The sequence below is a fragment of the Ideonella sp. BN130291 genome, from assembly GCF_036231905.1.
GTDB lineage: Bacteria > Pseudomonadota > Gammaproteobacteria > Burkholderiales > Burkholderiaceae_C > CAMLIZ01.
Genome location: NZ_JAZARE010000004.1, coordinates 322,519 through 343,113 on the forward strand (window position 1 = coordinate 322,519; position 20,595 = coordinate 343,113).

General features: G+C 67.6%; 21 protein-coding genes. 2 read left to right on the forward strand and 19 right to left on the reverse strand.

Annotated features, from left to right (window positions below; all coding sequences use genetic code 11):
* Nucleotides 1–20: 20 nt before the first annotated feature.
* The 6 genes from VPH43_RS10685 to VPH43_RS10710 all read right to left on the reverse strand — a co-directional run bounded on the left by VPH43_RS10685 (nt 21) and on the right by VPH43_RS10710 (nt 7,031).
* Nucleotides 21–1,358, reverse strand: a complete 1,338-nt coding sequence (locus tag VPH43_RS10685; RefSeq protein ID WP_328577673.1) for a methyl-accepting chemotaxis protein — start codon at nt 1,356–1,358, stop codon at nt 21–23.
* Nucleotides 1,359–1,451: 93 nt separating this feature from the next.
* Complete coding sequence (locus VPH43_RS10690) at nt 1,452–2,003, reverse strand: chemotaxis protein CheW (RefSeq protein ID WP_328577674.1); 552 nt, start codon at nt 2,001–2,003, stop codon at nt 1,452–1,454.
* A 73-nt stretch (nt 2,004–2,076) separates the two neighbouring features.
* Nucleotides 2,077–3,915, reverse strand: coding sequence for a methyl-accepting chemotaxis protein (locus tag VPH43_RS10695; RefSeq protein WP_328577675.1), 1,839 nt, complete (start codon nt 3,913–3,915; stop codon nt 2,077–2,079).
* Nucleotides 3,916–3,972: 57 nt separating this feature from the next.
* Nucleotides 3,973–6,123, reverse strand: a complete 2,151-nt coding sequence (locus tag VPH43_RS10700) for a chemotaxis protein CheA (RefSeq protein ID WP_328577676.1) — start codon at nt 6,121–6,123, stop codon at nt 3,973–3,975.
* A 40-nt stretch (nt 6,124–6,163) separates the two neighbouring features.
* Nucleotides 6,164–6,526 (reverse strand): response regulator, encoded by a 363-nt coding sequence (locus VPH43_RS10705; protein ID WP_328577677.1) that lies wholly within the window; start codon nt 6,524–6,526, stop codon nt 6,164–6,166.
* 55 nt (nt 6,527–6,581) lie between these two features.
* On the reverse strand, nt 6,582–7,031 hold the full coding sequence (locus tag VPH43_RS10710) for a hypothetical protein (protein ID WP_328577678.1): 450 nt from the start codon (nt 7,029–7,031) through the stop codon (nt 6,582–6,584).
* A 163-nt stretch (nt 7,032–7,194) separates the two neighbouring features.
* Between VPH43_RS10710 and VPH43_RS10715 the strand changes: the two genes are divergently transcribed.
* Nucleotides 7,195–8,346, forward strand: a complete 1,152-nt coding sequence (locus VPH43_RS10715) for a hybrid sensor histidine kinase/response regulator (protein WP_328577679.1) — start codon at nt 7,195–7,197, stop codon at nt 8,344–8,346.
* 37 nt (nt 8,347–8,383) lie between these two features.
* A complete protein-coding gene (locus VPH43_RS10720; protein ID WP_328577680.1) occupies nt 8,384–9,019 on the forward strand; it encodes a response regulator transcription factor in 636 nt (211 codons plus the stop codon).
* A gap of 392 nt (nt 9,020–9,411) precedes the next feature.
* Here the strand turns inward: VPH43_RS10720 and fliR are convergent, their stop codons facing one another.
* From fliR to fliF, 13 genes are all read right to left on the reverse strand, one after another.
* Complete coding sequence (gene fliR, locus VPH43_RS10725) at nt 9,412–10,173, reverse strand: flagellar biosynthetic protein FliR (RefSeq protein ID WP_328577681.1); 762 nt, start codon at nt 10,171–10,173, stop codon at nt 9,412–9,414.
* The gene (fliQ, locus tag VPH43_RS10730) at nt 10,173–10,442 is read right to left on the reverse strand and encodes a flagellar biosynthesis protein FliQ (RefSeq protein WP_328577682.1); all 270 of its coding nucleotides are present in this window, start codon (nt 10,440–10,442) and stop codon (nt 10,173–10,175) included. The genes fliR and fliQ overlap by 1 nt, the downstream gene beginning before the upstream one ends.
* 16 nt (nt 10,443–10,458) lie before the next feature.
* Nucleotides 10,459–11,184 carry a flagellar type III secretion system pore protein FliP gene (gene fliP, locus VPH43_RS10735; RefSeq protein ID WP_442909266.1) on the reverse strand — a complete coding sequence of 242 codons (726 nt, stop codon included), beginning with the start codon at nt 11,182–11,184 and terminating at the stop codon, nt 10,459–10,461.
* Nucleotides 11,185–11,209: 25 nt separating this feature from the next.
* Nucleotides 11,210–11,563 (reverse strand): FliO/MopB family protein, encoded by a 354-nt coding sequence (locus tag VPH43_RS10740; RefSeq protein WP_328577684.1) that lies wholly within the window; start codon nt 11,561–11,563, stop codon nt 11,210–11,212.
* Between the two features lie 6 nt (nt 11,564–11,569).
* Complete coding sequence (gene fliN / locus VPH43_RS10745) at nt 11,570–12,022, reverse strand: flagellar motor switch protein FliN (protein WP_328577685.1); 453 nt, start codon at nt 12,020–12,022, stop codon at nt 11,570–11,572.
* Nucleotides 12,012–13,016, reverse strand: coding sequence for a flagellar motor switch protein FliM (gene fliM / locus VPH43_RS10750; protein WP_328577686.1), 1,005 nt, complete (start codon nt 13,014–13,016; stop codon nt 12,012–12,014). Before fliM ends, fliN begins: the two co-directional genes overlap by 11 nt.
* A 133-nt stretch (nt 13,017–13,149) precedes the next feature.
* Nucleotides 13,150–13,782 (reverse strand): flagellar basal body-associated FliL family protein, encoded by a 633-nt coding sequence (locus VPH43_RS10755; protein WP_328577687.1) that lies wholly within the window; start codon nt 13,780–13,782, stop codon nt 13,150–13,152.
* A 113-nt stretch (nt 13,783–13,895) separates the two neighbouring features.
* Complete coding sequence (locus VPH43_RS10760; RefSeq protein WP_328577688.1) at nt 13,896–15,134, reverse strand: flagellar hook-length control protein FliK; 1,239 nt, start codon at nt 15,132–15,134, stop codon at nt 13,896–13,898.
* Nucleotides 15,135–15,144: 10 nt separating this feature from the next.
* Complete coding sequence (gene fliJ / locus VPH43_RS10765) at nt 15,145–15,615, reverse strand: flagellar export protein FliJ (protein WP_328577689.1); 471 nt, start codon at nt 15,613–15,615, stop codon at nt 15,145–15,147.
* Between the two features lie 10 nt (nt 15,616–15,625).
* Entirely contained in the window at nt 15,626–17,059 is a 1,434-nt protein-coding gene (gene fliI, locus VPH43_RS10770) for a flagellar protein export ATPase FliI (RefSeq protein WP_328577852.1), read from the reverse strand.
* Between the two features lie 20 nt (nt 17,060–17,079).
* Nucleotides 17,080–17,838, reverse strand: coding sequence for a FliH/SctL family protein (locus VPH43_RS10775; protein WP_328577690.1), 759 nt, complete (start codon nt 17,836–17,838; stop codon nt 17,080–17,082).
* Nucleotides 17,822–18,817: a flagellar motor switch protein FliG gene (gene fliG, locus VPH43_RS10780; protein WP_328577691.1), complete on the reverse strand. Its 996-nt coding sequence runs from the start codon at nt 18,815–18,817 to the stop codon at nt 17,822–17,824. The genes VPH43_RS10775 and fliG overlap by 17 nt, the downstream gene beginning before the upstream one ends.
* A gap of 8 nt (nt 18,818–18,825) precedes the next feature.
* Nucleotides 18,826–20,493, reverse strand: coding sequence for a flagellar basal-body MS-ring/collar protein FliF (fliF, locus tag VPH43_RS10785; RefSeq protein ID WP_442909257.1), 1,668 nt, complete (start codon nt 20,491–20,493; stop codon nt 18,826–18,828).
* Nucleotides 20,494–20,595: the final 102 nt, after the last annotated feature.

Here is a 20,595-nt window from a genome sequence, read left to right on the forward strand (position 1 = left end):
TTTCATGGAGCGGCGATGCGTCAGCCGAAGGCCGGCTCGCTTTGCAGGCGGAAGGTGGATACCAGGCCGGCCAGTTTGTGCGCCTGGTCCTTCAGGCTTTCCGCTGCGGCGGCGGATTGCTCCACCAGGGCCGCGTTCTGCTGCGTCATGGAATCCAGCTGGTTCACCGCGGTGTGGATCTGGCCGATGCCACCCGATTGCTCGCTGGAAGCGGCGGTGATCTCGCCGATGATGTCGGTCACGCGCTGCACGCTGGCCACGATCTCCGTCATCGTGCTGCCGGCGTCCTGCACCAGGCGGGCACCGGTTTCCACCTTGTCGACGCTGGTGCCGATCAGGGCCTTGATCTCCTTGGCGGCCTGCGCCGAACGCTGGGCGAGCGAACGCACCTCGCTGGCCACCACCGCAAAACCGCGGCCCTGCTCACCGGCGCGGGCGGCCTCCACGGCGGCATTCAGGGCCAGGATGTTGGTCTGGAAAGCGATGCCATCGATCACCCCGATGATGTCGGCGATCTTCTTGGAGCTGGAGTTGATCTCGTCCATGGTGGACACCACCTGGGACACGACCTCGCCGCCGCGCGAGGCCACGGCCGCGGCCGAGCTGGCGAGCTGGTTGGCCTGCCGGGCGGCGTCCGCGCTCTGGTTCACCGTGGTGCTCAGCTGCGCCATGGAGCTGGCCGTCTGCTGCAGGTTGGAGGCGGTGGCTTCGGTGCGCTGGCTCAGGTCCTGGTTGCCATGCGCGATTTCGCTGGAGGCGGTGGAGATGCTGTCGGCGGAGTGGCGCACCTCGCCCACCAGCTGGCGCAGGGCGTCGGTCATGCGTGCGAGCGCCCGTTCCACGGCACCGATCTCGTCGGTGCGTTCGGTCTGTACCTGCACGCTCAGATCGCCCGCGGCAATGCGATCGGCCAGCTGAACCACCGCCTGCAGCGGCCGGCACACGGCGCGCACCAGGAACACCGTGGACACCGCCAGCAGCAGCACGATGCCGGCCATGACAGCGGACACCAGGTACACCGTGCGCATGCGCTGGCGGCCCACTTCGTTGCGCAGTTCAGCGGCGCCCGCTTCGGCAACCTTCACCAGCTCGATGGCGCCGGCCAGGTCCGTGGCCTTGGCAAAGGCGACCTTCTCCTGCGGTGTGTCCATCAGCGTGGCGAGCTTCGCCTGCACTTCCGCCGTGCGGGCCGTGTTGTTCGCTTCCACCGCGCCCAGCAGCCGCAGGCTCATCTCGAGTTTGCTCTGCTCCCGCTCCTGCGCCGCAATGGATTCGGCCTGCGTGCGCAGCGTGCGCACGATGGACATGGACGTCATGATCGCCACCATGGCCATCAACACGATGACGGGCATCCACATGCGGGTGGCAATGCTGAGTCTTTTCATTGGGTTTGAAAAAAATGGCCGTGAAAAAGGCCGCCGCGGCGGCCCGGGGTGTGAGGTGCCGGGGGGTCAGGCGGCCGTGGCAACCGAGTCCATCAGGCCCATGTCGGCGCTGCTCATCAGCTGCTCGATGTCCATCAGGATCAGCATGCGGTCGCCCACGCTGCCGATGCCGGTGATGAAGTTCACGTCCACGCTGGCGTTCATCTCGGGGGCCGGCTTCACATGGTCGGTGGTCAGCTCCATCACGTCGGAGACCGAGTCGACCACTGCGCCGACCACGCGGCCGCGCACGTTGAGCACGATCACGACGGTGAAGCTGTTGTATTCGGCCGTGGCGCATCCGAGCTTCAGGCGCAGGTCGACGATGGGCACGATCACGCCGCGCAGGTTGACCACGCCCTTGATGAAGGCGGGGGCGTTGGCGATGCGGGTGGGCTGTTCGTAGGAGCGGATCTCCTGCACGCGCAGGATGTCGATGCCGTATTCCTCCGCGCCGAGCCGGAAGGTGAGGTACTCGCCGGCGTGGGCAGCGCCCCTGGCGGAGGCAGATGCACGACCCAGCGCTCCGCGCGCAGCTTCGTGGCGGGCAACCTGGGTGGCTTCGGTGATCATGTCCATGGAGGACTCCTTCAAGCTGGGCGTTGAGCTAAGGGGTTATCGGCAGCGCGGGCGCAAGCTATAGGCACAGCCGTCAAAAAGTTTCCCAGTCGTCGTCGTGACTGGTCGCCGCCGTAGCAGCAGCGGGGGCAGGGGCGGCGGGCAGGGCGCTCGCTTGGGGCTTGCTGCGGGGTGCGGCCGGTGCCGCTGCGGCCGGCGTGGCCGCCTTGGCAGGCTGCTGGCGCACCCGGTCGATCAGCTGGGCAGTCGCCTGGCGCGGCGCGGACACCGGCGCCGCCGGTGCGGGCCGCGGGGCCGCCGCCGACGCGGACGGCGTGGCGGCAGCTGTGCTCGCTGCGGCCGCGTCCGCCACGCGGAAGGTGGCCACCAGGCCGGCCAGCTTGTGCGCCTGGTCCTTCAGGCTCTCGGCAGCGGCAGCGGACTCTTCCACCAGCGCGGCGTTCTGCTGCGTCATCTGGTCGAGCTGGTTCACCGCGGTATTGATTTGTCCGATGCCACCCGATTGTTCGCTGGACGCGGCGGTGATTTCGCCGATGATGTCGGTCACACGCTGCACGCTGGCCACGATTTCGGTCATGGTCTTGCCTGCGTCTTCCACCAGGCGGGCACCGGTTTCGACCTTGTCCACGCTGGTGCCGATCAGGCCTTTGATCTCCTTGGCGGCTTCGGCGCTGCGTTGGGCCAGCGAGCGCACCTCGCCTGCCACCACCGCAAAGCCGCGGCCCTGCTCGCCGGCACGGGCGGCTTCCACCGCGGCGTTCAGCGCCAGGATGTTGGTCTGGAAGGCGATCCCGTCGATCACGCCGATGATGTCGGCAATCTTCTTGGAGCTGGAGTTGATCTGGTCCATGGTGGACACCACCTGCGCCACCACGTCGCCACCACGCGAGGCCACCGCGGAGGCGGAGCTGGCCAGCTGGTTGGCCTGGGAGGCCGCCTCGGCGCTCTGGCGCACCGTGCCGGTGAGCTGGGTCATCGAGCTGGCGGTCTGCTGCAGGCTGCTGGCGGCCTGTTCGGTGCGCTGGCTCAGGTCGTGGTTGCCGGAGGCCACTTCGGAGCTCGCGGTCTGGATGCTTTCGGCCGATTCACGCAGCTGGCCCACCAGGCCGCGCAGCGAGTCCTGCATCGCCCTCAGCGCCCCCAGCAGGTCGGATGCTTCATCGCTGCCGTGCACTTCGATCTGGTGCGTCAGGTCGCCGGCGGCGATGGCCTGCGCTAGCGAGCGCGCCTCCCGGATCGGCTTGACGATGGAGTTGGAGTTCAGCAGCGTCAGCGGTACCACCAGCACACAGGCGATGGCCAGTGCGCAGGCAAAGGCGATCAGCGTGTTGCGCGCCGAGCCTTCCACGGCCGTCTCGGTGGATTGCGCATCGGCCAGCAGCAGCTTCTGCAGCTGGCCCAGTTGCTCCTCGGCGGCGCGGGCCTCGTCCTGGGCGCGGGCCGACACCTTGTTGATTGCGGTGGCGGTGTCGTAGTTGTTGGCTTCGATCTGCTTGATCACCGGCTCGTAGGCGCTCTGGTAGGCCTGGATGCGCTTGCCGATCTCGGCCACCGCCGCGCCGTTGGCGGCGCTCAAGCCCCCGTCGCGCAGGCTCTTCAGCTCAGCCTGGAGCAGGCCCAGCGAGTTCAGCCATTCCTTCTTGTACAGCGCGATCTTGGGCGCGTTTTCATAGTTGACCGCCATTTCCTTCTCATGGCGGCGCATGTCGCCGTAGTGGTCCTGCAGCGCCACCAGGTGGGTGGTCTGCGTGAAGGCGCTCTCCACGAAACCGTGGCTCAGCGCCTGGATGCGGAACATGCCGGCCAGCCCGGCACCACCCACGATCAGCAGCAGGGCCAGCACCATCGCGATGGCACCCACCATGCGGGTCTGGATGGTGAAACGGCGCATCAGCGAGTGGATGGCGTGCATGGCGTGTCTCCGGCAAGGCAGCCAGGCGCGCGGCGGCGCCCGGTGTTTCAGGAAGGATCAGTGGCGCGAGTGCCGCACCAGGGCGCCGACGTCCAGGATCAGCGCGACCCGGCCGTCACCCATGATGGTGGCGCCCGACACATCGTTGACCTTGCGATAGTTGGCTTCGAGGTTCTTCACCACCACCTGCTGCTGGCCGAGCAGCTCGTCCACCAGCAGGGCCACGCGGCCGCCTTCGGCTTCCACCACGACCATGATGTTGCTCACGTGCTCGAAGTCGAAGCGCGGCACGTCGAACACCTTTTCCAGGTCGATCACCGGCATGTACTCGTCGCGCACTTCCACCACGCGGCCGGAGCCGCCGATGGTCTTGATCATCCCGTCCTGCACCTGGAAGGACTCGACCACCGAGCTCAGCGGCAGGATGTACACCTCCTCGCCGACACCCACGCTCATGCCGTCCATGATGGCCAGTGTGAGCGGCAGCCGCACCTTCACGCTCATGCCGTAGCCTTCGGCGGAGTCGATCTCCACCGTGCCGCCCAGCGAGGTGATGTTCTTCTTCACCACGTCCATGCCCACGCCGCGGCCCGACACGTCGGTCACCTGGTCGGCGGTGGAGAAGCCGGGGGCGAAGATCAGGTTCCAGGCCTCCTGGTCGGTCATGGAGTCGGGCGCGTCGATGCCCTTCTCGCGGGCCTTCTGGATCAGCTTCTGCCGGTTCAGGCCGCGGCCGTCGTCACGCACCTCGATCACGATGCTGCCACCCTGGTGGCTGGCGATCAGGCTGATGGTGCCGGTCTCTGGCTTGCCCTTGGCGATGCGGTCGGCGGGTGATTCGATGCCGTGGTCGCAGCTGTTGCGCACCAGGTGGGTCAGCGGGTCGGTGATCTTCTCCACCAGGCCCTTGTCCAGCTCGGTCGCTTCCCCTTGCGTGACCATCTCGACCTTCTTGCCGAGCTTGGCCGCCAGGTCGCGCAGCATGCGCGGGAAGCGGTTGAACACCACCGACATCGGGATCATGCGGATCGACATCACCGATTCCTGCAGGTCCCGCGTATTGCGTTCCAGGTCCGCCAGGCCGGCGGCCATCTGCTGGTACAGCGCGGCGTCCACGCCCTTGCTGTTCTGCGCCAGCATGGCTTGCGTGATGACGAGTTCGCCCACCAGGTTGATCAGCTGGTCGACCTTTTCGACCGACACGCGCAGGGTGCTCGATTCCAGGCCGGCCGCAGCCTTGGCGTCGGCCTTGGGTGCGGCAGGTTTGCCAGCAGCGGGCTTGGGCACCTCGATCTGCGCGGGGACGGCGGCGGGTGCGGTGCCGGCCGAGTCGCCGGCGGTGCCTGGCGCGCCGGGGGCGTCGTCAAAGAAGCCATAGCCCGGTTCGTCGGCGGCCAGCTCGGCCGCCTCCGGAGCACCCGGGGCGCCGGCATAGAAGCCGTAGCCCTGGCTGTGCGGGATGAGCTTGACCTTCTCGCGCGCCACGTGGAAGGTGAACAGGTCCAGCAGGTCGGAATCGCTGCTGGCGGTGAGCACCTTGAAGCGGCGCAGGCCGTCGGCATCCTTGCCGCCGTCCAGCGGCTCGATGGTGCCCAGGTCGGTGATCTCCTGGAACAGCTCCACCAGGCTGTCGGCCTGGGCGGGCTTGTCCAGCGGGCCGACCACCAGCTCGAGCTCGCGCACGTTGGTGGTGGTGGGCACCGGCTTGGATTTGGCCGGCGGTGCGCTGTACGAAGGCGCCGTGCCGGCGCTCACCGGTGCGGCCACCGGCACGGCGGTGATCGGCTTCTCGCCGGCCACCAGCGCGCGGATGTTGAACAGCAGCTCGGTGGTGTCGATCTCGGCACCGCCATTGCCCTGGTGGCGCGCCAGCTGCGCCTTGAGCGCGTCGCCCGAGGCCAGCAGCACGTCCACCATGTCGGAGGTGGGCGGCAGCTCGCGCCGGCGCAGCTTGTCCAGCAGCGTCTCCATCTGGTGGGTGAGCTCGGCCACGTCGGCAAAGCCGAAGGTGGCGGCGCCGCCCTTGATCGAATGCGCGCAGCGGAAGATCGCGTTGAGCTCTTCGTCGTCGGCCGACTCGATGTCCAGATCGAGCAGCAGCTGCTCCATGTTGTCCAGGTTCTCGCCAGCTTCTTCAAAGAAGACCTGGTAGAACTGGCTCAGGTCGATGCCTGCGCCCAGGTGGCCGCCCTCGCTCATCTCGCCCATGTTGTTCTCCTGATATCTGCCCGGATGCGATGCGTGGCGGTCAGCGGATGACCTTGCCGATCACTTCGATGAGCTTGGCGGGATCGAAGGGCTTGACCAGCCAGCCAGTCGCACCGGCGGCGCGGCCGGCCTGCTTCATCTGGTCGCTGGACTCGGTGGTCAGGATCAGGATGGGCGTGCTCTTGAACTTGGGGTTCTCGCGCAGCTTCTTGGTCAGGCTGATGCCGTCCATGCGGGGCATGTTCTGGTCGGTCAGCACGAGGTTGAAGTCGCGGCTGGCCGCCTTTTCATACGCGTCCTGCCCATCCACTGCTTCGACGACGTTGAAGCCGGCGTTCTTGAGCGTGAACGAGACCATCTGGCGCATGGAGGCCGAGTCGTCAACGGCGAGGATAGAGTGCATCGCTAGCTCCGGATTTCTTCAAGGATGTTTTCGGGCAAGGGCCGAGAATCTTTAGTTAAAACAACTCGATGGACCCAGCGTCCATCTCGTCCTGCGTCACCGGGTTGGGCCGCAAGGGCGCTTCCTCGACGATGGCGGCACCTTCTTCGTCGTCACCCATGGCCTCGGCTGCCAGGCGGTCGCAGCAGTTGCGCAGGCGCCGGCTGGTGTGGGCGATGAGCTGCGATGCCATGTCCTGGAACTGCAAGGCCGTGACCGCACCGCTGAGGTGGCGCATGGCCACTTCCATGGCCTCGTGGCCATCGGGTTGTGCTTCCTTCAGCCCCTGCAGGTGCTCCGAAGCACCGTAAAAACTCGCCATCAGCGCGTTGCACGCGTCCGACAGCAGGGTTTGCAGGCGTTCCAGGTCGTGCGAGGCGGTGAGCAGGTGATCCTGCAAGTCGGCCGCAGCCGCCAGCGGCAATCCGCTGTCCGGGCTGGAGGCGTTCGCATCGTTCATCAGCATCGTCGCTCCACGTTCGTTGTGGTCCTGCAAGGGCGGCCACAAGGCCGCACATTCAGGCACCGCTGGCCCGGATTTTCGGCACGGGGGTGCGACTTATTGAGGGGATCATGGGCAGAATCTCAGTGCATTTCCCAACGAATGCGCCGCGGGACATACTCAAGTCATGCCTGCTCCCACCGCCAGCAGCCGCCCCCTGCGGGTGTTGCACATCGAAGACTCGGAGCTCGACCATGAGCTCACCCTGGCCCACCTGCAGCGCGGCGGCCATGTGGTGCACACCCGCCGGGTGGAATCCGAGGCCGAATTCCGGGCCGCCCTGCAGCACGACTGGGACATCGTCCTGTCGGACTTCAACCTGCCGGGTTTTTCCGGCCTGATCGCGCTGGAGATCCTGAAGGAAAGCGGCAAGCTGGTGCCCTTCATCATCGTGTCCGGCGAGATCGGCGAGGACACGGCGGTGGAGGCCATGCGCAACGGCGCCAGCGACTACCTGCTGAAGAACAACCTGGCACGGCTTGTGCCCGCAGTCGAACATGCGATCGAGGCCAACGAGACCCGGCGCGCCCGCGTGGCGGCCGACCGCGAGGTGGCGGCCTCGCGCCAGCGCCTGTCGGAGCTGGCGCAGCATCTGCAGACCAACATCGAGATGGAACGGGCGGCGATCGCCCGGGAAATCCATGACGACGTGGGCGGCTCCTTGACCGCGCTGAAGTTCGACCTCGCCTGGATCGCGCGCCATTCGCCGACGCCCGATGTGCTGCAGCGCGTGAATTCCGCCCTGGAAACCGTGACCCATGCGATCGAGGCCAGCCAGCGCATCATGCACAACCTGCGCCCGGCCATCCTGGAGCAGGGCCTGGTGGCGGCGCTGCAGTGGATGACCGCCCGCTTTGAAAAACGCACCGGTATCCAGTGCCACTTCCGCACCAGCCACGAGACGATGCAGCTGCCCGCCGGCGTGCCGCTGGTGGCCTACCGCACGGCCCAGGAGGCGCTCACCAATGTCAGCAAGCACTCGGGCGCGGCGCGGGTGAGCATCGACCTGTCGCTGGCGCGCGGCGTGCTGTCGCTGGAGGTCAGCGACAACGGCCGGGGCCTGAGCGCGGCCGACCTGGCCAAGGCGCGCAGCTTCGGCATCCGCGGGCTGCATGAGCGTGCGGGCACCGTGGGCGGCTGGGTGGACCTGTCCAGCCGGCCCGGCGGCGGCACCACGCTGATCCTGTCGGTGCCGCTGCACCCGGACGCCATGTCGTCCAGCGGCTTCGACGACACCGGCACCGACCACGATCCATCCGCCTGGGGAGGCGCAACATGAGGCACACGGCATCCGGCCCGCTGTCGGGGAGATCGACATGATCAAGGTCATTCTTTGCGACGACCACGCCCTCATCCGCCGCGGCATCCGCGACACCTTGTCCGATGCCCCCGACATCGAGGTGATGGGCGAAGCCGGTGACTACGGCGAGCTGCGTGCGCTGATGCGCAACCACACCTGCGACGTGCTGGTGCTGGACATCAACATGCCCGGGCGCAGCGGCCTGGACGTGCTGCATGTGCTCAAGGACGAAGGCTCCACGGTGAAGGTGCTCATCGTGAGCATGTACCCGGAGGACCAGTACGCGATCCGCGCGTTGCGTGCCGGGGCGTTCGGTTATGTCAACAAGGGCGGCGACCCGCAGCTGCTGGTGCAGGCGGTGCGCACGGTGGCGCAGGGGCGCAAGTACGTCACGCCCGAGATCGCGCAGATGCTGGTGGAGTCGCTCACCACACCGGTGACGGAGAACGCGCACGAGAAGCTGTCTGATCGGGAGCTGCAGACGCTGGTGATGATTGCTTCTGGGAAGCGGTTGAGCGATATCGCTGAGGAGTTGATGCTGTCGCCGAAGACTGTTTCTGTCTACCGGGCGCGGGTGCTGGAGAAGCTGGGGTTGGCTAACAACTCGGAGTTGACGGTTTATGCCATTCGAAACGGTCTTGTAGGGAGCTGATTCGCCCGCGGCACTGGGCAGGTTTCTGGCCTGGGGCGGCAGCCCGCCGGTCGCGTCCGGCCGGCGGTCACTCTTTCCAGCCTCCGTGCGCGGGGGGTTCGCTGCGCTCGCTCGGACATGGCATGCGGAGGCTGGCGGGTGGTCCAGTGATTGGCGGGTCGATGTGCCTGGCAGGCGCAAAGTGGCCTCGGGTCTGCAGCAATGTCAGCGTGCCCCCCGAAAACCGGGCCCCGATTCGGTGTCAGCGAACCTGATCGGATGTTGGTATTCGAAGGCACCTTCTTTGGTTACTTTCTTCATGCCAGTGAAGAAAGTAACCGCCGGCCGGGCGCGACCGGCGGGCTGCACGCGAGTGGCCACAAACCGACCCAGGCCGAAGGCCAAGAAGCCAACTACAAAAACGCGGAGAGCAAGCGCTCCAAAGCCATCGTGAACGGCCCCTGCATCATCGGCAAAGTGAGCAGCATCCCAATCAACCCCACCCCCATGGTGATCGGAAACCCAATCGCAAACACGTTCATCTGCGACGCCACGCGTGAGATCACGCCGAGCACGAGGTTGACGAACAACAGCATCGCCACCAGCGGCAGCGCGATCCAGGTGCCCAGGCGGAACACCTCGACGCCCCACGCTTGAGGCTGCGCAGCACGCAAGAAGGCAAAGGGCTCGGGCGAGGCGGGAAAGACCTGGAAGCTCTGCATCACCGCGGCAATCACCGTGAGGTGGCCGTTGATCACGATGAACAGCCACGCCACCATGGTGCCGAAGAAGCGCCCGCTGGCCGTGCCCTGTGAGGCGGTCATGGGGTCGAAGAAGCCCGCGAAGTTCAGGCCCATCTGCAGGCCGATCATCTCGCCGGCCAGTTCCACCGCGCCGAACACCACGCGCACCGCAAAACCGAGCGACACGCCGATCAATACCTGCTGCGCCACCAGCATCAGGGCGGCTGGTGAATCGAGTGCGACCACCGGCATGGCGGGCAATGACACCTGGGCGCACAGCGCGATCAGGAAGGACAGCGCCACCCGCACCCGCATCGGCACCGTGCGCGTGCCCAGCACCGGCATCGCGCTGAACAGCGCCAGCACGCGGATGAAGGGCCACAGGAAGGGCGTGACCCAGGCGAGCACCTGGGCTTCTGAGAAGGTGAGCATCAGCCCACGACGGTAGGGATGGCCTGCAGCGTGCGCTGGATGTATTCCACCAGCGTGGTCATCATCCACGGCCCGGCGATCGCCAGCACCGCGACGGCGGCAATGATCTTTGGCACGAAGGACAGCGTCGCTTCGTTGATCTGCGTGGCCGCCTGCACGATGCTCACGACGAGGCCCACCACCAGCACCGCCAACAGCACAGGGGCGGACACCATCAGCAGGATGTACAGGCCCTGCTGGCCGAAGGTGAAGACTTGTTGGGGATCCATGTCGGTTCTCTTGATCTCAAGTCGCGAACGACGCGGCCAGGGAGCCCAGCAGCAGGTTCCACCCATCCGCCAGCACGAACAGCATCATCTTGAAGGGCAGGGCCACCAGCACTGGCGACAGCATCATCATCCCCAGGCTCATCAACACACTGGCCACGATCATGTCGATGATCAGGAAGGGGATGAAGATGAGAAAGCCGATCTGGAAGGCGCTTTTCAGCTCGCTGGTCACGAAGGCTGGCACCAGCACCTTGAAGGGCACGTCCTGCGCCTTCACGCCAGCATCCAGCTTGGCGAGCTTGGCAAACAGCGCCACGTCGCTCTGGCGTGTCTGCTTGAGCATGAACTCGCGCATCGGCACCTCGCCACGCTTCAAGGCTTCGTCGAAGGCGATCTGGTTGGCGGCGTATGGCTGGTAGGCCTGGGCGTACACCTTGTCCAGTGTCGGCCCCATCACGAAGAAGGTGAGGAACAGGCTCAGGCCCACGATCACCTGGTTGGGCGGCGCAGCCTGCGTGCCCAGCGCCTGGCGCAGCAGGCTCAGCACGATGACGATGCGGGTGAAGCCGGTCATCATCAGCAGCACCGCCGGCAGGAAGCTCAGGGCGGTGAAGAACAGCAGGGTCTGGATGGGCACCGAATAGCTGTTGCCCGCCGCCGTCTGCGACACCACCAACGGCAGGCCGGCACCGCCGGTGCTCTGGGCTAAAGCCCCGACAGAAATGACCGACAACACCGACAAGGCGAGGAGCCGGCCCGCAAGGGCTTTACTGGTCACGCTCGCCACCCTTGTTCTTGAGCTTGCCCAGCATCTGGCCGAAGGGCGTGTCCGCAAAGTTCACCGGCTGCAGCGCCGGTGCATCGGCTTGCGGCGCCATCGTGTGCAAGGTGGTGATCTGCTGCGCGGTCACGCCCAGCACCAGCCAGCGGCGCTCGTCGCCGGTGCCCACTTCCACCGTTAGCAGGCGCTGGCTGTTGCTCACGGGCAGCACGGCCACGGTGCGCATCAGCCCCTGGCCGCCGGCACCACCCATCGGGGTGCGCTTCAGCAGCCACAACGCCACCGGGATCATCGCAATGATCGCGATGAAGGACAGCAGCGGCATCAATCCGGAAGTCATCGGTCTTCAGGTCCTGCTCAGGCGGCGCATGCGCTCGCTCGGGGTCACGATGTCGGTGAGGCGGATGCCGAACTTGTCGTTCACCACCACCACCTCGCCCTGCGCGATGAGGTAGCCGTTGACCAGCACGTCCATCGGCTCGCCCGCCAGCGCATCCAGCTCCACCACCGAGCCCTGGGCCAGCTGCAGGATGTGTTTGATCGGAATGCGGGTGCGGCCCAGCTCCACGGTGAGCTGCACCGGGATGTCCAGGATCATGTTGATGTCGTTGCCCGCACCGCTGCTCGGCGTGGCCGAGAAGTTGGTGAAGGACGCCGGCGCCACCTGCTCTGCCGGGTTGGCCACTTCGGAAGCCACGTTGCCCCCGCCCGAGGAGGGCTGCGATTCGGCCAGGGCGGCCGCCCATTCGGCGGCCATGCGGTCCTCTTCGGACATCGCGGTGTTTTCTTCAGCTGACATTGGAGTCTCCCAGCCAACCCAGCGGCGAGCTGGTCAGCAGTCGATCGATCTTGATGGCGTACTTGCCGTTGGAGGTGCCGTAGTGCGCGTCGAACACCGGCACGCCGTCCACCTTGGCCTGGATCATCGGATTGAGGTCCAGCTCGATGAAGTCGCCCGGCTTGAAGGCCAGCAGCTGCTCCACCGTGGCGGGCGCCTCGGCCAGCTCGGCCACCAGCTCCACCTCGGCGGACTGGATCTGCGCCTTCAGCAGGTTCACCCAGCGCCGGTCCGGCTCCGAGGAGTCACCCTGCACGGTGGAATACAGCACGTCGCGGATGGGCTCGAGCGTGGAGTACGGAATGCAGAAGTGCACCGAGCCGGAGGTGTCGCCGATCTCCAGGGTGAAGGAGGTGGCCACCACGATCTCGCTGGGCGTGGCGATGTTGGCGAACTGCGGCTGCATCTCGGAGCGCTGGTATTCCAGGTCCAGCGGATAGATGCCGTGCCAGGCCTTGCGGTATTCCTGGATGATCACTTCCACCAGGCGCAGGATCACGCGCTGCTCGGTGGGCGAGAAGTCGCGGCCCTCGATGCGCGTGTGGAACTTGCCGGCGCCGCCGAAGAGGGCATCGATCACCGCGAACACCAGGTTCGGGTCGCACACGATCAGGCCCGAGCCGCGCAGCGGCCGCACGCTCACGATGTTGAAGTTCGTCGGCACCACGATCTCGCGCAGGAAGGCCGAGTACTTCTGCACCTTGATGCCACCGATGGAGACTTCCGGGCTCTTGCGGATGAAGTTGAACAGCCCGATGCGGATGTTGCGTGCGAACCGCTCGTTGATGATCTCCATCGTGGGCATGCGCCCACGAACGATGCGTTCCTGGCTCGCCAGGTCGTAGTCGCGGATCGCGCCCTGGGGAACCTCTTCCTGCTCGAGCTTCTGGCTTTCGCCGGTGATGCCCTGCAAAAGGGCATCAACTTCGTCTTGCGACAGGATTTGTTGATTCACGGCGCAACGCTCCCCTCATCGGGTGCCGCGTCCAGCGGCCACCCGCCCAGCGGCAGCCGCGGAACCGGCTTCGCCGGGCCGCTGGGTGCGCCCCCTTGAGGGGGAGCGCCGAAGGCGCTACGGGGGTGGGTCATCATTGAATGATGAAGTTGGAAAAGTGCACTTGCCGGATCGGCGAGGGCTCATAGACCCGCTTCTTTGCCGGCTTGGCCGCGCTGGCCGCACCGCTGGCGGGCTTGGCCGCCACCTTGGCGGCCAGCTCGTCCTCGATCTCCACGCCCAGTGCCCGCGCGGCCTCGCGCTTGATCTCGAAGGCCAGGCGCTCCTTGCCCTGGCGGTCCAGCAGGTCGGCGGAGGTCTTTTGCGCCAGCACCATCAGGATGTTGTTGCGGATGGCCGGCATGTAGGCCTTGATCTGGTCGGCCACGTGCGGGTCCTCCAGTTCCAGCGTCAGGCCGATCTGGGCGTAGCGCTCGGCTTCGCGGTCGGCCAGGTTCACGGTGAAGGTCTCCAGCGGCACGAAGGTCGGCACGTTCTTGGGGTCGCGCTTGGGCACGCCGTGCCCTTCCACCTGTGCCGCGCCGGGGTCGCCGTCGGCCTCTTCAGCGGCCTGGGCGGCCTTCTTCTTCAGGTAGATCACCACGCCGCCACCGGCCACGGCCAGCAGCAGCACCACGATAGCCAGCAGGACGATCAGCTTCTTCTTGCCGAAACTCTTTTTCGGGGCGGGGGCGGCCTCGGTGGTTTCGGCGGTGGCGGTGGACATGCAAGCTCCTGACAAGAGACCGCCGCCTCAGGCGAACGAGGCGGTCTTGTGAGGAGGATTATTGAAATCACCCCGCCGTGGAGAACGGGGGAAAAGCGGGGGATTTCTCGCCTTCAGGCGTAGAGGTCGACCACGCCCTGGGGCCGCGGGGCGCGTGCCAGCGGGGTGCTGGCGGGGCTGGTGTCGTCGCCGCGCGCGCTGCGGCTGGGGCCGTCGTCCGCGCCGGCGGGGCTCCCGCTGTGGTTGCCTGCCGGATCTTGCCGCTGCTGCGACACGCCGCCTCCGCTCAAGGTGAAGCCGCCTTCGCGCAAGGCGGCGGCCAGGTCGGGCAGGCTGGATTCCAGTGCGTCCCGGGTGGCGGCCACATCGGCCTGGAAGTGCACTTGCGCGTTCTGGCCATCCACTGCGATCTGCACCGCAATCGGGCCCATCTCGGCCGGGTTGAGGTGCAGGCGCGCCTGCTGCACACCCTCACGCGCGAGGATGCTGACCTGCACGCCGAGCGCAGGAGCGAAGTCGGGCGAGCCGAGCGCCGCGCTCAGGCGGGCTTCGAACGTGGGCGCGGTGCCGCCGGTGGGCGCGGTGCCGGGCAGGTGGCCGGTAGCGGCGGTCGGCAAGGAGGGGGCTGTCAAGGCGGCCGCGCTGTCGGGTTGGGCTGCCGCGGGGGCCTGGGCCGCCGGGCTGGCGGGCGCACTATCGGTTCGGGCTGCGGTGGGGCCCTGCGTGGCTTTGGCTTCAGCGGAAGCTGCCGCGCCAGCGCTTGCCGCATCGGCAACGAGGGCCGGGCCGCCGGCGTGCGTGGCCGTGCGGCGTGCCGCAGTGGCTGCCGTGCTCACGGCGCCCGCTGCATCTCTGCTGGCGAGTGTGTCCTCCTCAGGCATGGCATCCGCGGCGGCCAGGGTGGCGGCAGCTGCGGCCGGCACGGCAGCGGCGTCGGCCGGCGCGGCGCTGGCGTTCCAGCCGGGCAGCAGGCCCTCCAGGCCAGCTGCGTCGGGGGTGTCTTCTTCTGCTTCGGCGCCGTGTTCGGCGACGGCCTCCGCTTTGTCCGGCGCCGGCTCTTTGGGTGCGGTGCTGGTGGCCTTGGCGCTCGCACGCGCCGTGGTCGCTGGAGCCCTGGCCGCATGGCCGGCAGGCGAGCGTGCGCCCTCGCTGCTTCGCGCGCCCGTCTGCGGGGTCTCCGGCGCCTGCGGCTTCGGTTTGTCGGCATGCGGCTGCTCGTGGCGTGCCTGCTGCAGCCGGTCAGCGAAGGAGCGGCCATGCGCCGGCGCTGGCGCCAGCGCGGTGGAGGCGGGTATCGGCGCGGCGCCGGGCGCTGGCACCGGGGGCAGGGAAGGCAGCTTGGCGGAAATCATCTCGATGGCGTCAGCTGAACTGGTTGACCATGCGCGAGGGCAGGTGGGTGTTCCACCCGGAGCGCTGCGCGGCTTCGTCGGTGAGTTGCTGGTCGCGGCGTTCGTCCACGCGGCGCTGTTCGACCAGGCGGCGTTCGATCAGCTTGCGCACCGAGGCCACGCGCAGCTCACGCTCCTGCAGCAGCTGGCGCGCACGTTCCAGCTGCTCGGCGCTCTGGGCGCTGGCCTGTTCCTGGTGGGTGATGGCCTGGTGCAGGCGTTCGTTGAAGCCCTGGTAGCAGTGCACGATCTCGATCGCGCCGCGTTGGGCGAACTGCTGGCTCCAACGCTGCTGGTACTGGCCGCGGTAGGCCTGCAGCTGCTCGGCCTGCTGGCGCGCGGCATCGGCGCGGGCCTGGGCCTGCTGCAGCATCAGCAGCGCCTCGTCGCGCTCGCTCTCGGCTTGCTTGAGCAGTACCTGCAAGGGACCGATCTGGTTCATCGTTCAGGCCTTAGGCCGCCGCCACCGTGGCGGTGAGCACACGTTTGCTGGGCTCCAGGGGCGCGACCTGGTGCATGTCCTGCTGCAGCAGCGACACGAGCGCCGGATGCAGCCGCACGGCCACGTCCAGCTCCGTGTCGTGGCCCGGTGCATACGCGCCCAACTGGATCAGGTCGCGCGCCTTGTTGTACTTGGCCAAAAGCTGGCGCGCACGCCGGGCGGCGTCCACATGCTCGCGCGAGGCCACCGCGGTCATCACGCGCGAGACCGAGCGCTCCACGTCGATGGCCGGGTAGTGGCCACTCTCGGCCAGCTCGCGGCTGAGCACGATGTGGCCGTCCAGGATGCCGCGCGCCGCATCGGCGATCGGGTCTTGCTGGTCGTCGCCTTCCGACAGAACCGTATAAAAAGCCGTGATGGAGCCCACGCCATTGAGGCCATTGCCCGAGCGCTCCACCAGCTGCGGCAGCTTGGCAAAGCAGCTGGGCGGATAGCCCTTGGTGGCCGGCGGCTCGCCGATGGCCAGTGCGATCTCACGCTGCGCCATCGCATAACGGGTGAGCGAGTCCATCAGCAGCAACACATGCTGGCCGCGATCGCGGAAGTGCTCCGCGATCGCGGTGGCGTACGTGGCGCCCTGCATGCGAACGAGCGGGGGCGCGTCGGCCGGAGCCGCCACCACCACGCTGCGCTTCAACCCCTCTTCCCCGAGGATGTCTTCAATGAATTCCTTGACTTCGCGGCCGCGCTCGCCGATGAGGCCCACCACGATCACGTCGGCCTGGGTGTAGCGGGCCATCATGCCCAGCAGCACCGACTTGCCGACGCCGGTGCCGGCAAACAGGCCCAGGCGCTGGCCGCGGCCGACGGTGAGCATGGCGTTGATCGCGCGCACGCCGGTGTCCAGCGGGGTGCGCACCGGGTCGCGGTCCATCGCGTTGATCGGGCGCCGGATCATCGGCTCGTTGTGCGTGGCCGCCAGCGGGCCCTTGCGGTCCATGGGCACGCCGTGCGAATCGACCACGCGGCCCAGCAGGCCGTCACCCATCGGCAGGTGCAGGCCGCGGTCTTCGCTGCGGCGCCAGAGCTGGTTCTCACGGCCCAGCTTGGGCGGCAAGGTAGGTGCCGGGCGCGGCACCACGCGGGCGCCACTCGACAGGCCATGGATCTCGCCGGTGGGCATCAGGAAGGCGCGGTCGCCGTTGAAGCCCACCACCTCGGCCAGCACCGGCGGCTGGTTATCGCCGCCCATGGGTGGATGCACCTCGCACACCGAACCCACCGGCACCCGCACGCCGGCGGCTTCCAGCACCAGGCCGGTCACGCGCACCAGGGTACCTTCGGTCTCCAGCGGCCGGGGCGCTGCGGCATAAGCCTCCAGGTCCTTCAGATAGCGTTGCCAGCGTTCACCGCGTTCGGTGGACACGTTGCGCACCGCATGCATTTCGAACGGATGCGAGGCCGTCATGTCCGATCCTCCTGCGCCGGCGCGTCGTGCCAGGGCGTGTCTTGCCCCAGCGTGGCGGCGGCCTGTGACCAGCGCGCCTCGATGCGCGCGTCTATGGAGCCGGCGTCGGATTCGATCAGGCAGCCGCCGCGCTCGATGGCGGTGGAGGCCATCAGCCGGGCGCCGCGCGCCTGCAGCGCCTCGGCGGCGCCTTCGGCCACGAGCGCCTGGTCCTGCGGATTCACATGCACGCGGATGTGGCGCGCGCTCATCAGCACCGCGTTCACCGCCTCCTCGGCCACCTTGGCCACCAGGGCGGGGTTGGCCTGCAGCTCGCTGCGCACCACCTGGCGCGCCAGCTGCGTAGCGGTGCGGGCCACGGCCAGCGCCATCTGCTGCTCCAGCTCGTCGAGCTGGTTTTCAAAGCTGTGCAGCAGCTGGCCGATCTGCGCCGTCATTTGCTGCGCAAAGCTCTGCTTGAAGCTGTCCAGCGCCACCAGGCCGTCGCGGTAACCGTCCTGGTAGCCATCCTGGCGCGCCTGCTGCAAGTGGCCCTGGATCTGTTCAGCCGTGGGCGCTTCCGGCTCCGGCGTCGGCGCGCTCACGCCGGGATGCGGCCGGGCGGCGCCGCCGAAGCCGTCGGGCGTCCAGCTGGCGAAGGCGCCCAGCTCCTCGCGCGGAATGAAGCGCGAATACGCCGAGGTCGGCTTGGCCGCGGCACCTTGCGGCGGCGGCACCTGCCGGGGCCCGGAACGGCGGTCAGACGAACTGGTCATCGCCGCCGCCTCCCAGCACGATCTGGCCCTCGTCGGCCAGGCGGCGGACGGTCTTCAGCAGTTCCTTCTGCTCGGCTTCCACTTCGGACAAGCGCACCGGGCCGCGGCCGTCCAGGTCCTCGCGCAGCGTTTCGGCGGCGCGGGTGGACATGTTCTTGAAGATCTTGTCGCGCAGCTCCGGCGTCGCGCCCTTGAGCGCAATCACCAGCGATTCGCTCTGCACCTCGCGCAGCAGCGCCTGGATGCCCTTGTCGTCCAGCTTCTCCAGGTCGTCGAAGGTGAACATGTTGTCCATGATCTTCTGGGCCAGCTCGTTGTCCGCCTCGCGGATGTAGTCGAGCACCGAGGTCTCGACGCTGCTGCCCAGCATGTTGATGATTTCCGCGGCCGTCTTCACGCCGCCGAGCGAGGCCTTGCGCAGCTTGTCGCCGCCGGCCAGCACCTTGCTCATCACTTCGTTCAGGTCCTTCAAGGCGGAGGGCTGGATGCCGTCCAGCGTGGCAATGCGCACCAGCACCTCGTTGCGCTGGCGTTCATTGAAGCACTTGAGCACCGAGCTGGATTGGTCGAAGTCCAGGTGCACCAGGATGGCGGCCACGATCTGCGGATGTTCGTTGCGCAGCAGCTCGGCCACCGAGCCGGCGTCCATCCACTTCAGGCTTTCGATGCCGGTGACGTCGCTGCCCTGCAGGATGCGGTCGATCAGGAGGTTGGCCTTGTCGTCGCCCAGCGCCTTGCGCAGCACGGCTTTCACGTATTCGTCGGTGTCGGCCACCAGCATGCTCTGGTCGGAGGCCACGGCGGTAAAGCGCTCGAGCACGGTTTCCACCTTGTCGCGCGGAATCGCCTTCATGCGCGCGATGGTCTCGCCCAGGCGTTGCACTTCCTTCGGCGCCAGGTGCTTGAAGACCTCGGCCGCTTCTTCCTCGCCGAGGCTCATCAGCAGGATCGCCGCGTCTTCCAAGCCTTGTTCGTCCATGGCCGAGCTCACGTGGCGGTCTCGCCGCTGACCCAGCCGCGCACGATGTTCGCCACCGCCGCCGGGTTCTCCTTGGCGAGGTTGCGTGCGCCTTCCAGCTGCGAGCTGATCTTGGGTGCGCTGAGCGCCGGCAGGGCGGGCAGCGGTTCATCGTCAGCCACCACGGCGTCGAGCTGGGCGCCCTTGGGCGGAGGCGGCGGCGCGGCGGCGCGCAGGGCCGGGCGGATCAGGCCGAACACCACGGCCAGCGCCACCAGGGCCAGGGCGCCAGGCACCGCGCCGGCGCGCACCAGGTCCAGCAGCCAGGGCTGCTTCAGCAGCGGCAGGTCGTCCGGCTTGAGCGAGGGGTCGATCTTGAACGGCGCATTGATCACCTTCACCGAGTCGCCGCGCTGCGGGTTGAAACCGATGCTCTCACGCACCAGTGCAGTCAGCTTCTCCACCTCGTCGTTGGTCAGCGGCGTGACCGTGGTCTTGCCCTTGGCATCGGTGGTGACGCGGTGGTTCACCACCACTGCGGCGTTCAGGTGCTTTACCAGGCCGGTGGCGTTGCGCGTGACACGCACTGTCTTGTCGACCTCGTAGTTGGTGACCTTGTCGCGGCGCGAGTTGCCGTTGGCCTGGCCGCCTTGCGCCGCCTGCAGCGGGGCGGAGGCCCCGTTGATCGGCGCGGTGGCCGGCACCGGCGGCTGGTTGCTGGTGGCACCCGGCACGCCGCTGGGCGTGGCGGAGGCGCCGTTGGTGGACTCGGTGCTCTGCTGGCTGCGCACTGCGGCGGCGGCCTGCTCGCCCTGGTTGGGCTTGAATTCCTCGGACGTGGATTCGGTCTGCGAGAAATCGACCTCGGCCGCCACGGTGGCGCGCAGGTTGTCACGCCCCACCACCGGCTCCAGGATGTCGACGATGCGCTTTTGCAGCGTGCCCTCGATCTGGGCCACGTAGCGCAGCTGGTTGGCGTCCAGGCCCTGCACGCCGCCGTTGCTGTCGGTGTCGGACAGCAGGGCGCCGGTCTGGTCCAGCACGCTCACCGCCTTCGGCGCCAGCTCTGGCACGCTGGACGACACCAGGTGCACGATGCCGGCGATCTGCGCGCGGTCCAGCGTGCGGCCGGGGTGCAGGGTCAGCAGCACCGAGGCGCTGGGCTTCTGCTGCTCGCGAAAAAATCCGTTCTGGTTGGGCAGCGCCAGGTGCACCCGCGCGGCCTGCACCGCGGCCAGCGCGCCGATGGAGCGGGTGAGTTCGCCCTCCAGCCCACGCTGGAAGGTCAGGCGCTCCTGGAACTGGGTCTGGCCGAAGCGGGCGTTGTCCATCAGCTCGTATCCGACAACCGAGCCCTTGGGCAGGCCGGCGGAGGCGAGCTTCAGCCGCACCTCGAACACCTTGTCGGCCGGGACCAGGATGGCGTTGCCGCCATCGGCGCTCTTGTACGGCACGTTCATGGTGGACAGCTGGGCCAGGATGGCGCCGCCGTCCTTGTCGCTCAGGTTGGCGTACAGCACCTTGTAGTCGCCCTGGCTGCTCCACATCGTGATGCCCACCAGCACGGCCACCAGCGCGGCGGCGCCGGCGCCCAGCATGGTGCGGGACTTGGGCGGCATCGCGGCCAGGCGGGCGAAGACGCCGTTGTCGATCGGCGTCAGCGTCTGGGGGGCGGAGGGGGCGATGGCGTTGTCCATGGGCGGCAAAAGCGCGTCGTTGGGCACAGGCGGAAAGATTTCCGGTTGCAGCGATTCTTGGTGAAGGTGTTACCAGGAGATGCGGGGAACAGCCGGGAAAAG

Bases quoted from the DNA above. Each gene is read 5' to 3' on its own strand.
- VPH43_RS10685 (WP_328577673.1), bottom strand. From the start codon at position 1,358: ATGTGGATGCCCGTCATCGTGTTGATGGCCATGGTGGCGATCATGACG.
- VPH43_RS10690 (WP_328577674.1), bottom strand. From the start codon at position 2,003: ATGGACATGATCACCGAAGCCACCCAGGTTGCCCGCCACGAAGCTGCG.
- VPH43_RS10695 (WP_328577675.1), bottom strand. From the start codon at position 3,915: ATGCACGCCATCCACTCGCTGATGCGCCGTTTCACCATCCAGACCCGC.
- VPH43_RS10700 (WP_328577676.1), bottom strand. From the start codon at position 6,123: ATGGGCGAGATGAGCGAGGGCGGCCACCTGGGCGCAGGCATCGACCTG.
- VPH43_RS10705 (WP_328577677.1), bottom strand. From the start codon at position 6,526: ATGCACTCTATCCTCGCCGTTGACGACTCGGCCTCCATGCGCCAGATG.
- VPH43_RS10710 (WP_328577678.1), bottom strand. From the start codon at position 7,031: ATGCTGATGAACGATGCGAACGCCTCCAGCCCGGACAGCGGATTGCCG.
- VPH43_RS10715 (WP_328577679.1), top strand. From the start codon at position 7,195: ATGCCTGCTCCCACCGCCAGCAGCCGCCCCCTGCGGGTGTTGCACATC.
- VPH43_RS10720 (WP_328577680.1), top strand. From the start codon at position 8,384: ATGATCAAGGTCATTCTTTGCGACGACCACGCCCTCATCCGCCGCGGC.
- fliR (WP_328577681.1), bottom strand. From the start codon at position 10,173: ATGCTCACCTTCTCAGAAGCCCAGGTGCTCGCCTGGGTCACGCCCTTC.
- fliQ (WP_328577682.1), bottom strand. From the start codon at position 10,442: ATGGATCCCCAACAAGTCTTCACCTTCGGCCAGCAGGGCCTGTACATC.
- VPH43_RS10740 (WP_328577684.1), bottom strand. From the start codon at position 11,563: ATGACTTCCGGATTGATGCCGCTGCTGTCCTTCATCGCGATCATTGCG.
- fliN (WP_328577685.1), bottom strand. From the start codon at position 12,022: ATGTCAGCTGAAGAAAACACCGCGATGTCCGAAGAGGACCGCATGGCC.
- VPH43_RS10755 (WP_328577687.1), bottom strand. From the start codon at position 13,782: ATGTCCACCGCCACCGCCGAAACCACCGAGGCCGCCCCCGCCCCGAAA.
- VPH43_RS10760 (WP_328577688.1), bottom strand. From the start codon at position 15,134: ATGATTTCCGCCAAGCTGCCTTCCCTGCCCCCGGTGCCAGCGCCCGGC.
- fliJ (WP_328577689.1), bottom strand. From the start codon at position 15,615: ATGAACCAGATCGGTCCCTTGCAGGTACTGCTCAAGCAAGCCGAGAGC.
- fliI (WP_328577852.1), bottom strand. From the start codon at position 17,059: ATGCATGCGGTGCGCAACGTGTCCACCGAACGCGGTGAACGCTGGCAA.
- VPH43_RS10775 (WP_328577690.1), bottom strand. From the start codon at position 17,838: ATGACCAGTTCGTCTGACCGCCGTTCCGGGCCCCGGCAGGTGCCGCCG.
- fliG (WP_328577691.1), bottom strand. From the start codon at position 18,817: ATGGACGAACAAGGCTTGGAAGACGCGGCGATCCTGCTGATGAGCCTC.
- fliF (WP_442909257.1), bottom strand. From the start codon at position 20,493: ATGGACAACGCCATCGCCCCCTCCGCCCCCCAGACGCTGACGCCGATC.